The organism is Paenibacillus sp. MSJ-34 (assembly GCF_018918005.1).
In the GTDB taxonomy this organism is placed as follows: Bacteria; Bacillota; Bacilli; order Paenibacillales; family Paenibacillaceae; genus MSJ-34.
In genome coordinates, this window is the sequence record NZ_JAHLPR010000006.1 from 22,163 (window position 1) to 36,313 (window position 14,151).

General features: G+C 52.5%; 8 protein-coding genes. All 8 read left to right on the plus strand.

Going from position 1 to position 14,151, the window contains the following annotated elements; genetic code table 11:
* Positions 1–325 precede the first annotated feature (325 nt).
* The 8 genes from KQI79_RS04255 (at position 326) to KQI79_RS04290 (ending at position 14,151) form a co-directional block, all read left to right on the plus strand.
* Entirely contained in the window at positions 326–6,646 is a 6,321-nt protein-coding gene (locus KQI79_RS04255) for an S-layer homology domain-containing protein (protein WP_216536990.1), read from the plus strand.
* Between the two features lie 299 nt (positions 6,647–6,945).
* Positions 6,946–8,013 carry a BMP family lipoprotein gene (locus KQI79_RS04260; protein ID WP_230193111.1) on the plus strand — a complete coding sequence of 356 codons (1,068 nt, stop codon included), beginning with the start codon at positions 6,946–6,948 and terminating at the stop codon, positions 8,011–8,013.
* Positions 8,014–8,089: 76 nt separating this feature from the next.
* The gene (locus tag KQI79_RS04265) at positions 8,090–9,652 is read left to right on the plus strand and encodes an ABC transporter ATP-binding protein (protein ID WP_216536991.1); all 1,563 of its coding nucleotides are present in this window, start codon (positions 8,090–8,092) and stop codon (positions 9,650–9,652) included.
* Positions 9,624–10,694 (plus strand): ABC transporter permease, encoded by a 1,071-nt coding sequence (locus tag KQI79_RS04270; protein WP_216536992.1) that lies wholly within the window; start codon positions 9,624–9,626, stop codon positions 10,692–10,694. The genes KQI79_RS04265 and KQI79_RS04270 overlap by 29 nt, the downstream gene beginning before the upstream one ends.
* A gap of 1 nt (position 10,695) precedes the next feature.
* Positions 10,696–11,661 carry an ABC transporter permease gene (locus KQI79_RS04275; protein ID WP_216536993.1) on the plus strand — a complete coding sequence of 322 codons (966 nt, stop codon included), beginning with the start codon at positions 10,696–10,698 and terminating at the stop codon, positions 11,659–11,661.
* A 98-nt stretch (positions 11,662–11,759) separates the two neighbouring features.
* Entirely contained in the window at positions 11,760–12,704 is a 945-nt protein-coding gene (locus KQI79_RS04280; RefSeq protein ID WP_216536994.1) for a DNA-binding transcriptional repressor DeoR, read from the plus strand.
* Positions 12,705–12,717: 13 nt separating this feature from the next.
* The gene (locus tag KQI79_RS04285; RefSeq protein ID WP_483311365.1) at positions 12,718–13,383 is read left to right on the plus strand and encodes a phosphate propanoyltransferase; all 666 of its coding nucleotides are present in this window, start codon (positions 12,718–12,720) and stop codon (positions 13,381–13,383) included.
* A 12-nt stretch (positions 13,384–13,395) separates the two neighbouring features.
* Entirely contained in the window at positions 13,396–14,151 is a 756-nt protein-coding gene (locus tag KQI79_RS04290) for a hypothetical protein (protein WP_216536995.1), read from the plus strand.

A 14,151-nucleotide genomic window follows, 5' to 3' on the forward strand; every position in this document is an offset into this window, starting at 1 on the left:
TACATATGTTCAGAATTGCAAAATGAGGGGAAAGCGCAAAAAAGAGTAGGAGGTGACGCCAATTAAGAAAGCGCTGTCAAATGATGTTTGACATGCCTTTCGGTGCTGGATAATCGGTAATATGGGGTCATGGCAAACGGAGCAATCCGTTTAAAGGAATAATGAAAGCTATCTATCAAAAGGCTTGTGACGGGGCGCATTTGACAGATAGCCGCACGACCTTGAATTTGCTATGAATTGCGTTCATAGTAAATAGGCCATGCCCATTTTACCATATACTTCTTGTTTGGCGCAAATGAATTCGTGAAAACGGGAGGTTCGTGGAATGATTCGATTGATGGGCAAATACGGAAAAACGAAATGGTTCGGCCTCGTGCTTGCGGCGATCATGTTGGTGACGACGGCGATCCCGCAAGCGCTGGTCCCGCGTGTCGAAGCTGCGACGGCGGACCATGTGGTGCTCAGCCAAATTTATAATGCCGGGGGAAACGTCGGCGCGATTTACAACACGAAGTTTTTCGAGCTTTATAACCCCACTGATCACGATGTGGATTTAACCGGTTGGTCGCTGCAATATGCCGCCAGAACCGGGAATTTTAAAACGGGTAACAATCTTCAAGCTTTGTCGGGAATTATTAAACCCCGCAGTTATTTTTTAATTACCGGAACCGTAGGAGATAAGGGAGGGCAACCGTTGCCAATTTCCCCCGATATTGCTTCCAATATCAATCCGTCGCAAAGCTACGGGAAATTGGCGCTTGCCAGAAAGACGGAGCCGATTGGAGGCAAGGACGATCCGGCGGTCGTGGATTTCGTGGCCTGGGCGGACAGTTCCTCCAACATGCCTAACGAGTATTGGGGCAGCAATCCGATCATCGCGCCGGAATCCTCGCCGGATTACGACGGCTACGTGGGCGTCGAAGCTTTCAAGAAGGGAACGTTGCTCCGCAAAACGAACGACGGCGGCGATCCCAGAAAAGGAACAGGCGCCGGCAACGGCTGGTTCACGAGAGACGCGTCTGCGGATTTTGTCATACATATAGCGTCCGATCCGCTGGACCCGGATAAGAACATCAGAATTCGCAATTCGCAAAGCGCTTCCGAGCCGGTTCTGGTCTCGCCCGCTCCCGATGCGAGCGGCATTCGCTTTGCCTATGACGATTCCGTCGCCAAGGATACCGTCACCAGAATCGTATATGGGGAGCCGCCGTATAACGCAGAGGTGAACATTTATGTTTTGGACGGCGCCGAATATAGGCAGGTCGCTTCGGGGGCAACGGATGAGGAAGGACACTTTCAAATCGAATTGCCTGAATCAGGGATATATAACACCGTCTATATTACTTACAAGGTGCCGGATCGCGCGGAAAGCCGATTTGTTCGCATCGACCGCGCAGGCTACGATCCTTCGGAAGATGTGATCGATATTGCGGAAATACGGGTTAACGACCGCAACGGCATCCCCGTGAACCTCGACGCCGCCGTCATGATTCGCGGCGTAGTTACGGTAGACAATCATGTATTCGGCGACGACAGATTCTTCATACAAGACGATACCGGCGGAGTTCTGATCGCGGGCGTATCGGACGATGTGTACGGCCAATATATACGGCAAGGCAACGAATTGCTGATTGCCGGAAAAGTCGGATTCGCCGACGGGATGACGCTCGTGGTTCCTCGCACGATCGCCAAAGAAAGCGAGCAGCCTATGCCCGCTCCGTTCCATGCGACGATTTCCGATCTGAACGATTACGCCGTGGCGGAGCCGCTTGAAGGCCGCTTGACCACCGTACGCGGGAAAGTTTCCGGCGTGACGGCAGCGGGTGCGAACCATATCGTAACGATCGTCGCCGAAGACGGGAAATCGGCTGTCGTCAAAGTATTCGGCGGCACGCATATCGATGCGGTTCAGCAGTTGAAAATAAACAAGTCGTATTTGTTCACAGGAATTGTCGGACAGCATAAAACGTTTGCCCCTTACGATTCGGGATATGAAATTTATCCGCGGAGCCCGGCGGATCTTGTAGGCTATCTCGAATTGCAGCACGAACCTGTGGAGCGGGGCTATACGGACCTGGATCTTGCATTTGCCGCCAAGGCGTTCAATGCCGAATCGGTGACGTTTTATTACCGCGGAATCGACGGGTCCTCTTATAGTGTCATTCCTATGGAAAGTTCGGCCACGGATCAATACGTAGCGCTGCTTCCCAAATCGCAAATTCCCGGCAATGTCTTCGAATATTACATCGAAGCGACGGCGGGGGCGCAAATCGCCAATGCCGGCACGGCAAGCGACCCGATTCGCGTGACATTGGAGGAGGATCGGGAAGGTCCGGTATTTTCCGAAGAAATGCCGGCAGATGGAAGCCGAACGGAAAACAAACGGCCGGAAATATCGGTAAAGGTATTCGATCCGAGCGGGATCGACGATGCTTCGATAGAAGCGAAACTGAACGACGCGCGTGTGTCTGCGGACTACGACCCCGAAACGGGACGAATTAACATCCGGACGGAGGGGGATTTAACCGTCGGTACATATCGTGTCGACATGAGCGTCAAGGACCGGAAGGGGAATGAAGGCCAATTTGCATGGACTTTCGAAATCGTCAAAACATTCGAAGGCGGAAATCATTATCGGGGTTCGACGCATAATCATACAGGCATTTCCCATGACGCGCAGGGCTCTCTGGAGGAAGCGGTAACTGCCGCCCGGCTCCATCGTTACGACTGGTTCGCCTTTACCGATCACTCCCATGACATCGATGTGGACGACCGTAATCAGGACAGTGTCGATCATCGCGGCATGCCGGAGCGGACAGGAAATATGGATCCGGAAACATCGGAATGGCACAGATTGAAAAGGGTGGCTGACGCAAGCACCAAAGACGGTGAATTCGTCGCATTTCGCTCTTTCGAGATGACTTCGACGGTATGGGGACATTCCAACGTATTCGGAACGGAAAATTTCATCGATCGCGTGCAGGACGGCGGTATATATCAAAATCTGAATAATTATTATAAATGGGCGAAAACGCATGATTACGATTTGGTCGCCCAATTCAACCATCCGAACTGGGGGGGATCGACGCCTCCGTTTAACGGCTTCATTCCGTATGATCAGGACATCGACAAGGTGTTTACGATGTTCGAGGTAGGGAACGGTTCCGGACAGTACACGTATTCCAATATCGAAGAATTGTATTATAAGACGCTGGATAAAGGCTGGCATATCGCCCCTACCTTCGGCGAGGACCATCATAACGGAGTATGGGGCCAGACGATGAGACGGACGATTATCGTGGCGGAAGATTTGACGAGGGAAGCGTTGCTGGACTCGATGCGGAATATGCGGGTGTACATGTCCGAGTCGCCGCATTTTACATTGGATGTGCAAGCCAACGGTTACTATATGGGCTCGGTGGTGGACAGCCGGCAGCTTCATTTCTCCATCAAGGGCGGGGATTCGGGCGAACCTTACACTTATGTGCCGGAAGGGTTTCAGCCTGACGAACGGATTAAAACGGTAGAGCTTATCACAAACGGCGGGAAAGTATATGATGCTATCACCCCAGGCAGAAATAGCGGGAACTTCGCGGAGGACGGCAAAAGCTTTACGTGGAGTCCGGAAGTGAAGGTGGACGGGGGACAGCAATGGTTTCTCGTGAAAGTAACTCAAATGGACGGCAGCCGCACCTACTCGGCTCCGATTTGGACGAGAGAAGTCGATGTCGACGTCAAGCTGCAAAACATTGAAGTGATCGGTGGCAGCATCATTGCCGGCAATCCGGTTAACCTTCAGGCCGTTGTGAGCAACCTCGGTAAGAGGGATGCAGGGAACCTGACTGTAAAAATGTACTACGATGCCGTCGACGAAGCACATTGGATCGGCGAAGCTTCTATCGAGTCGCTACCGGCCAAAAATGTGGCAAATGTAACGATCGCCTGGGATAACCCGCAGGGAGGCGACCGGAAGCTAATTGCCGTGATTGCCAATCCGCCGACAGGGAACGCCGCGGAGAACAATTTGTTCGAACTTCCCGTCCATGTCAAGGAACCGCTCGGCATTACGGTCATGATCGATGCGGCGCACGGGAACGAAAACTCGTCGAGCGACCCCGGCAAATATAAGGACGAATTGAAACGCATGACCAAAATATTGCGCGACGAGGGATACACTGTCGTCGAAAATAAAAATCCGCTGACGGAGTCGCTCTTGCGCGATGTCGGGGTGTTGATGATTTCGCATCCGAGCCAGAACAGCCGGTTGACGGAGGACGAGATCGCGGCTGTCGCGGCATTCGTGCGGAGCGGAGGGTCGTTATTGGTAACGGCGAAAAGCAATAACAGCGGCGATCCGACATTGAATAACATATTATTGGAAAAAATAGGATCGGAGATTCAAGTCAATCATGACGGCGTGTTCGACGATAGCGACGAAGGGAATTTCTGGTCCAATCCAGCGGCCAGTCCGTGGGCGGTGCGGCTACATCCGGAACCTGCCGATCATTACATGACGGATTTCGTTCGCAAAATCGATTATTACAGCGGGGCCAGTTTGATGAAAATTGGCAAGCAACCCCTTACGGAAGACGATTCCGTTACGATCCTTGCAAGAGGGAACGTAACGACGTATCAGAATAATATTAAATCCGAGGGGATGGCCTACGATACGTCCGGCGAAGAGAAAGGCGCCGTGATCCCGCTGATCGCTTCCCAGCAAATCGGAGAAGGCCGCGTGCTGGTGTCCGGCATGAACGTGTTTAATGATAGACAGGTGGGCAATAAGAATCAGAACGACCGCTTCACGCGCAACGCGTTCAATTGGCTGGCGAAGCGCGGCACGGTTGTTCTGCCGATCGCCGAAGCGCGCAAATTGCCGGAAGGAACGGATATCGTCGTTCAAGGCAAAGCGACCAGCGCGGCGGGTGTCTTCTTCGACGCTTTCTATATCCAGGACGACACAGGCGGCATTATGGCCTTTAACGAAGTTCCCAAAGACGCGGTGCAACTCGGGGATACGGTCAGAATTTACGGCCATGTGAAAATATTCGAAAACAACCTGGAGATTATGTTCGACAATTTCGAGAACAACGTTCTGAAGCTGAACAAAACGCCGGGCGAGCCGTTGCAGCCGAGAACGATCAAAACCGGCGAAGCTCGGGACGAAGATAAACAAGGACTCCTGGTGAAACTGAAGGGAGTCGTCAAAGAAATTAAGAGAATTCCGGACCGCACGTTTATTATCGACGACGGCAGCGGCGAAGCGCTTATCTTTATCGACGGCTATATTGCGGAACAAAGCGGAGAACCTCCTGCGCTCCAAGTTGGAGATACGCTTGAAGCCGTAGGACTGGCCGGCAAATTTCAGGGCGGATACTGGATTCGCGTGCGCGATACGCGAGAATTGATCAAGACCGATTCTGGCCCGACAGATCCGGGCAACAAGCCGGGCGATTCGTCGGGCGGCGGAAATCCGGTGTGGGGCGTACCTGTCGGGGACAGCGGCAAGGGGAACGTAACGCAGCCGAAACCGGATCCGGGACAAAATCGGGACGTGTCGCGTTCGATTACCGCAGACGACATCAACAACAATCGGGCAAACGGCGGCCAGGTGACGATTTCCGTAGAAGATCGGATCACGGAAATAACGATGCCCGTCGAAACATCCGAATTGCTGGCGGGTCATCCGCTTGCAATCCGTTCGAACAAATGGGCGATCGTATTGCCCGCCGGAACGCTTAAAGCCTTGTCGGAACTCATTGCGGAAGAAGACAGGGACGGCGTCGTCATCAAGCTTTTCGTCACTCCGATGGAAGATTGGAAGAAAAAATTCGATTCGCATCCGACCGGCGTAACGTTAACCGGTTCGATGTACGATTTGCAATTGTTCGCTGTGAAGAAAAACGGAGACAAGGTTGCTCTGCCGCGGCTCGATCAGCCTGTAACTCTCGGCTTGAAGGCGGATCGGTCCTTGAATCCTAGACTTGTCGGTCTATACCGTGCCGACGAACGCGGCCGATTGGATTATATCGGCGGCAAACTCGAGAACGGTTATATCGCGGCGGATATTTCCGGGCTTGGCCAATACGGAGCATTGGAATATAAAAAGACGTTCGCCGACGTTCCGCCTTCGCATTGGGCGTTGGAAACGATACAGCAGCTGGCGGCGAAACGAATCGTTCAAGGCGTTAGCGAGACGGCGTTCGAGCCGAATCGGGCCGTTACCCGAGCGGAATTCGCCGCTTTGCTGGCAGGCGCCCTGCATCTTAATACTCCGGGAGACGTCCTGTTTACCGATGTCGGCTCCGATCAATGGTACGCCAAGCCGGTCTCTTATGCCGTCCAGGCGGGAATCGTCTCCGGCAAGAGCGAGAAGACGTTCGCACCGGACGACGCAATCACGCGGCAAGAGATGGCGGCGATGATCATTCGGGCATACGAAGCGATGACGGGAACGAAAGCGGAGACGAAAGCTCCCGCTCCGTTTAAGGACAATGCCGAAGCCGCGCCATGGGCCGAAACCTACATTCGGACAGCGTACGGTTTAGGGTTGATTCAAGGACGGGGAGCGGATCTCTTCGCCCCGCGCGAGACGACGACCCGAGCGGAAGCGGCCCAAGTCGTTGCGGGCTTGCTGAATCTTTAGACCGCCGGTTGATATTTTAATGGAAGGACGCCCTGTTTTGCATCAGGGCGTCCATTTTAAATTGCAAATATTTCATATAATAGCATATTAATCATTTACATTTATGGGAAAATCAAATATAATGAGCGTATATTACATATGTTCATACTAAGATGATCATTATTTCAGATGCACTTGCTTGCGATAGGAGGTGTCAGGAGGGCGGTATATTCCATAATTTATTTTGTAAGCGTTTTATATGGTGTCTATTCTATATTATGTTGTGAACGATCAAACCATTTAAGGGGGTTTCATGCAAGATGAATTTACAAAGGAAAAGTTGGATTTTATTATTCGTATTCGTCATGGTATTTACGCTGGCGTTGGCCGGTTGCGGAGGGAAGAACAATCCAACCGCCGAACAGCCTCCGGCGGAAAACAATAACTCCGGCGCCGGGGAAAAGCCGGCCGAAGAACCGAAGAAAACGATTACCGTCGGCATGGTAACGGATGTCGGAGGGGTGAACGACAATTCCTTCAACCAGAGCGCTTGGGAAGGGCTGCAAACCTTCGAAGCGGCCACGGGCTCGAAGGTGAGCTATTTGCAAAGCCAGGGCGATGCGGACTATGTTCCCAACCTCAATCAATTCGTCAAGAACGGAACGGATTTGACATGGGGAATCGGATTTATGATGTCCGACGCCATCAAGCAAGTGGCGGATCAGAATCCGGATTCGAAGCTGGCCATTATCGACGGGGAAGTCGAGGCGCCGAATGTAGCCTCGATTACATTTAAAGAGCAGGAAGGATCTTTTCTCGTCGGAGTCGTTGCGGCGCTGATGACCAAATCCAATAAAATAGGCTTTGTCGGCGGAGCGGAGATTCCGGTTATCAAACGTTTCGAGTTAGGTTTCGTCGCGGGGGTGAATGCGGCGAATCCGGACTTGAAAGTGATCGTCAACTACACGGGCGCTTTCGACGCTCCGGACCAGGGCAAGGCGGCAGCGGCCACGATCTATAACGACGGGGCGGATATTATATTCCACGCGGCCGGTTCGACAGGCGACGGAGTATTTAACGAAGGAATCGAACGGAAGAAGAAAAACAGCGATATTTGGGTCATCGGCGTCGATAAAGATCAGGCGTTGACGTTCGGCCATGAAATCACATTGACTTCCATGGTGAAACGAGTGGACAAGGCCGTCATTCAAATATCGACGGATCTGGCGAACGGCAATTTTAAAAGCGGCAAGCAAAATTTGGGACTGAGCGACAACGCGGTGGGCTTGCCGGATAATAATCCGAACGTTCCGGACGATGTTTTGCAAAAAGTGAAGGAATTTGCCGACAAAATCGTGAAAGGCGAAATCGAGGTTCCTACGGCATAACGGGCGATTCATTAACAAGGCTAGTCGTACAACGAACTAGCCTTGTTACGATAAAAACGATGTAGGTGGTGCTTCTATGCAGGAAGAGCAAACTGTTGTGGAGATGCGAGGAATTACGAAACGGTTTCCCGGCATTGTTGCGAACGATTCGATCAGCTTCAAGGTGAAGAAAGGGGAGATTCACGCTTTGCTCGGAGAGAACGGCGCCGGCAAATCCACCCTGATGAACATCCTGTTCGGATTATATCAACCGGATGAGGGCGAAATTTTGATTCGCGGGGAGAAGACGGACATCTCCGATCCGAAGAAGGCGATCTCTCTGGGGATTGGTATGATCCATCAGCATTTTATGCTGGTTGAGCCCTACACGGTCGTGCAAAACATTATTCTCGGCGCGGAGCCGCGAAAAGGGTTTACGATCCACTACAGTTACGCCGTCAAGAAAGTGAAGGAACTATCGGCCAAATACGGCCTGCAAGTGGAACCGAATCAATTGATCAAAAATATATCGGTAGGCATGCAGCAGCGGGTTGAAATTTTGAAAACGTTATACCGCGGCGCGGACATTTTAATTTTCGACGAACCTACGGCCGTCCTGACTCCGCAGGAAATCCAGGAGCTTATGGGCATCATGCGCAGTCTCATCGAGGAGGGCAAGACCATCATTCTCATTACGCATAAGCTGAAAGAAATTATGGCGGTGTGCGATCAAGTAACGATCATTAGACGTGGCAAAGTAATCGACAGCATTCCCGTCAAAGATACGACCGTGGACGAACTGGCGGCGAAGATGGTGGGACGGCAAGTTAATTTTACAGTGGAGAAGGAAGAGGCGAATCCGCAGAACGCGATTTTGAGCGTTTCGAATGTTACCGCAATAGATCAAAGGGGAATTCCCGTCTTGCGGGATTTATCGTTCGAATTGCGCAAAGGCGAAATTTTGGGCATTGCGGGTGTCGAAGGAAACGGACAAAGAGAACTGATCGAGGCGTTGACCGGGTTAAGGAAAGTAAAATCCGGAGAAATTTTGCTCGGCGGCAAATCGATTAAAAACGCCAGGCCCCGGCAAATATCGGAAGCCAAAATCGGCTACATCCCCGAGGACCGCCAAAAAAGGGGACTGGTCCTCGATTTTACGGTTAGCGAAAATATGGTGCTTAAAAACTACTATTACCCCCAATTCAATCGCGGTTTATTGCTCGACTACAACAAAATAAACCGTCATTCCATCGCTCTAATTGAGGAATACGACGTTCGAACGCCTAACGAAACGACGGAGGCGAGGGCGCTTTCCGGGGGGAATCAGCAAAAGGTAATCATTGCCCGGGAAGTCGCTAGCGATCCCGATCTTCTTATCGCAACGCAACCGACCCGCGGGCTTGACGTCGGGGCCATCGAATTTATTCATAAAAAATTGGTGGAGCAACGCGACAACGGCAAGGCCGTTCTACTATATTCGTTAGAGCTCGATGAAATCATGAGTTTATCCGATCGGATCGCGGTAATGTACGAGGGGAAAATTGTCGGAATCGTAGATCCGAAGACGACCAGCGAGCAAGAAATCGGCTTAATGATGTCCGGCAGTAACGAGGGCAGGGAGAGAGAATCGCATGAGCAAACTGACAAAGTGGTTGTTTAAAGAATCGTCCGTCGTCTCGCTTGTCTCGATTGTGATCGGCTTGGCGTTTGGGGCTGTTATTATGCTAATAGGCAATTATAATCCGATATTGGCCTATACTTCCTTGTTTAATAAAGCTTTCGGCGATTGGTACAGCCTCGGGGAAACGATTCGCCAGATCACTCCGCTGATCTTTACGGGCTTGTCGGTTGCCTTCGCGTTTCGCACCGGGCTTTTCAATATCGGGGCCGAAGGGCAATTTATTATGGGATCGCTCGCCGCCGCATTTATCGGCATCCAATTTCAACTGCCGTGGTATGTGCATATCCCGTTCGCAATGATCGTAGGAGGGCTCGTCGGCGGCTTATGGGGGGCGATTGCGGGGTATTTAAAAGCGGCGCGCGGCGTCCACGAAGTCATTACGACGATAATGCTGAATTGGATCGCATTGCATGTGGCGAATTACGTCGTCAGGGCATATCTATTGGAGCCTAACCAGATGAGATCCAAATTTATGCACGAGAGCGCTTGGCTTAACAACGCCGGCCTGGCGCAAATGTTTGGCAATTCCCGCATTCATTTCGGAATCGTCGTCGCTTTGCTGTTGGCATTGATTTTTTACATGATCTTATGGAAAACGAAGCAGGGATACGAACTCCGCGCGGTAGGCTTTAATCCGCATGCGGCCGAATATGCGGGGATTAACGTAAACGTCAGCATGGTCAAAGCGATGCTGATCAGCGGAATTTTCGCGGGAATCGGCGGCGCCAGCGAAGCGATGGGCGTCTTTCATTATCAATCGATCAGTTCGGCGTTCCCGGGATACGGTCTGATGGGGATCGCGGTTGCCCTTATCGGTCGAAACACGCCGCTTGGCGTCATTTTAAGCGCCGTCTTGCTCGGCATTCTGACCTATGGAGCGGCCGGAATCAAGTTCGGCGCGGGAGTGCCCGAAGAACTGGTCGATATCATTATCGCCTTGATCATTTTCTTCGTTGCGGCGAGCGCAAGCGTGAACTGGCTCCTCAAGCTCTTTGCAAACCGGAAGAAGGAGGCGTCTTAATATGCAATTCCTGCAAATGGCAAGCGATTTGACCAATACGACGATCGTATTCGCTACCGCGCTTATTTTCGCTATGCTGGGCGGCTTGTTCTCCGAACGGTCCGGCGTGGTGAACATCGCCTTGGAAGGTCTGATGACTGTGGGCGCGTTCACGGCGGCGATCGTAACGTATTTTGCGGAAACACAATTGGGAACCGGGCCGTTATCTCCGTGGATCGGCTTTCTCTCGGCCATGATCGTAGGGTTCGTGTTTGCGATTCCTCATGCCGTCGCTTCGATCACCTTCAGGGCCAATCAAGTCGTCAGCGGCGTGGCGCTCAACTTCCTTGCGACAGGACTGACGCTTTACCTATGCAAAATTTTGCTGAACGGTTCCGCGCAAACCCCGACCTTGAAAAATGCGTTTGCGAAATGGCATATACCGTTTCTATCCGATATCCCGTTCATCGGCAACGCGCTGTTCAGCGGTTATCCGACAAGCTATATCGTGTTTATTCTGGTCGCTTTATCCGCTTTCATTCTTTATAAGACGCCGTTCGGTTTGCGTTTGCGCGCGGTGGGCGAGCACCCGATGGCGGCGGATTCCGTCGCGGTCAACGTCTTCCGCATGAGATATATCGCCGTCATGATCAGCGGCGCTTTGGCCGCCATGGGCGGAGCGACGATCGCGCTCACGACGACGAGCAACTTTTCGCATAACACGATATCGGGCCAAGGTTTTATCGCTTTGGCCGCGTTAATATTCGGCAAGTGGAGGCCGGTTGCCGGAATGTTCGCGGCATTGTTCTTCGGAGTCGCCTCCGCCTTGAAATCCGTGTTTCAAATTTACGGCGTTACGAACTATATCCCGGTCGATTTCATCTATATTTTCCCGTACGCGATCACGATTCTCGTCTTGGCCGGTTTCGTCGGACGAGCTATTGCGCCGGCCGCCAACGGAATTCCTTACGAAAAGGGAAACAGGTAATGCATTGTTTTTTTTCGAATTGGTGCGTATAATAAAGTTGAAATAATGTTAATTTGATATGAACATTATTTCAAACCTTTGAAGAAAGCAGGATTGCCATGGGCGGAGAAAAACTTGAAAAAATCATTGAAGCGGCCCGCATGTATTATCAGCTCGATTACAGCCAACAAGATATTGCCAGGAAGCTCGGCGTATCTCGCCCGACGGTATCGCGTTTTCTACAGCAGGCGAAGACGGAAGGAATCGTTCAGATTAAAATTATGGACCCTACCGAAAACAGCGGCATGATCGCGCAGCAGCTCGAAGAGAAATACGGGCTGCAGAAGGTCATCGTCGCTCCGATTCCGCTGTATGAAGATCGAGTGGCCAAAAAATATTTAGGCGAGGCCGCGGCGGAATATTTGCACCAAATTGTGAAGGACGGAGATACGATCGCGGTTACCTGGGGCACTACGCTGTACGAAATAGCGAAACGCCTGCAAAACAAACATGTCAAGGATGTCAACATCGTACAGTTGAACGGCGGCATCAGCTATTCGGAAACGAACACCCACGCCTCGGAAATCGTATACCTTTTCGGCAAAGCGTATCATACGAATCCTCATCTGCTTCCTTTGCCGGCCATCGTCGACCACACGGTCGTCAAGCAGGCTATCGAGGCGGACCGCCATATCCGCAAAGTGCTGGACATGGGGAAGAATGCGAATATCGCCGTGTTCACGATTGGGGTGCCGACGGAAGATTCGGTTCTCGTTCGCACCAATTATTTTTCGAAAGAGGAACTTGAAATGATTCAGGAACGTTGTGTCGGCGATATTTGTTCCAGATTTATCGATATCAAAGGCGATATCTGCAACGAGGAGCTCGATGGGCGTACGATCGGAATCGACCTGGCGGAATTGAGGAGCAAGGAAAAGTCGATTCTTGTAGCCGGCGGGGCGAAGAAAGTCGACGCCATCTTCGGCGCCTTGCAAGGGAAGTACACGAATGTTCTGATTACCGATCAGTTCACGGCGACATCTTTGCTGGATTATCAAGCCTAGACGGAGGGCTGCCATGGATCGAGGACTGTTGGTTCGCAGCATTAGCGAAGCCGTTAAAGAAGCTTTGGAAAGCGGTTTCTTAAGCGAGCGTACGCGCGGGGAGATGCCTGTCAAAGAAATTCCGATAGGCGTTTCCAACCGGCATGTGCATTTATCTCCCAGGGCCGTCGAGCGGTTATTCGGGCCCGGCAACGCCTTGAACCCGCTGCGGGAATTGTCTCAGCCGGGACAGTTCGCTTGCCGTGAAACCGTCTCCCTGATCGGGCCGAAGGGACGCATCGATCGCGTGCGCGTCTTGGGTCCTGCCAGGGGAGAAACGCAAGTGGAAATTTCATTATACGACGGATATACGTTAGGGGTGGTTCCGCCGGTTCGCGATTCGGGGGATATCGAAGGAACGCCGGGAATCGTCATGGAAGGCCCCAGGGGCAGACTTCGCATAGACAAGGGAGTTATATGCGCTGCGCGGCATATCCATATGCATCCCGCAGACGCGGCGGCCTTCGGCGTTCATAACGGGCAGCGCGTCAAGGTGAGCGTCGACGGACCCCGCGGCCTGATTTTGGATCATGTTCTGATACGCGTCTCCGCCAATTACCGGCTGGAGATGCATATCGATCTCGACGAGGCGAATGCGGGGCAGATCGCTACCGGACGGAAAGGCATATTACTCGGTTAAGGAGGGCGACCTATGAACTTGGAGGAAGCGGTCTCGACTATCGTCCGCCAAGTCGTTGAAGAATTGCTGCGAAGCAAGGGGCAGATTCCCGCGCCGACAGACCGCGCCAAGGTGCTCGTCTTATTGGCAGACGGCTATGACGCTGCGCGAATTGAACCGTTCATTCGCCATATTTCGGCTTTCTCCGAACCCGTTATCGGTCTTTGCGGCGACCGGCCGCTGCAGCCGTTCCCGGGGGACATCGGTTGCGCGACAATCCGCTTGTCGAATGGCGATCGCCCTGGCTGGAAGGCTGCCGCGGACGAAGCTTCCGTCGTAGCGGCGCCGCAACTGACGATCGGTACGCTTGTGAGAATATCGCAGCTAATCGACGAAGACGCTTTTGCCGGTACGATGGTCTATGCGATCGTGAGCGGGAAAGACGCGGTATTGTCCACCTCGCATCTTTTGCCGTCGGGGGCGGATCGCCTAAAGGTTCCGCCCGTTGTCATAGAGAAGGTCGCTTCGCATTGGCAACAGCTTGCGAAGTACGGCGTTCACGCGGAAGCCCTGCATCAATTGCACCGGCTCGTCGAGACGCTGATCGCCGCTCCGCGCGCCGGACGGCGTCCGCTGGTGCACGCCAAACATGTGCGGGAGTGGGCGAAGGAAGGCGAGTCGCAAATCGCGCTTCCCGCAAGCGCATTGATTACCTCTCTGGCCCGCGAAGAGGCCGGCATGCTCGGACTTAGGCTTGTGCATGGAGAGAACGAGAGGAAGGAGGGGTGA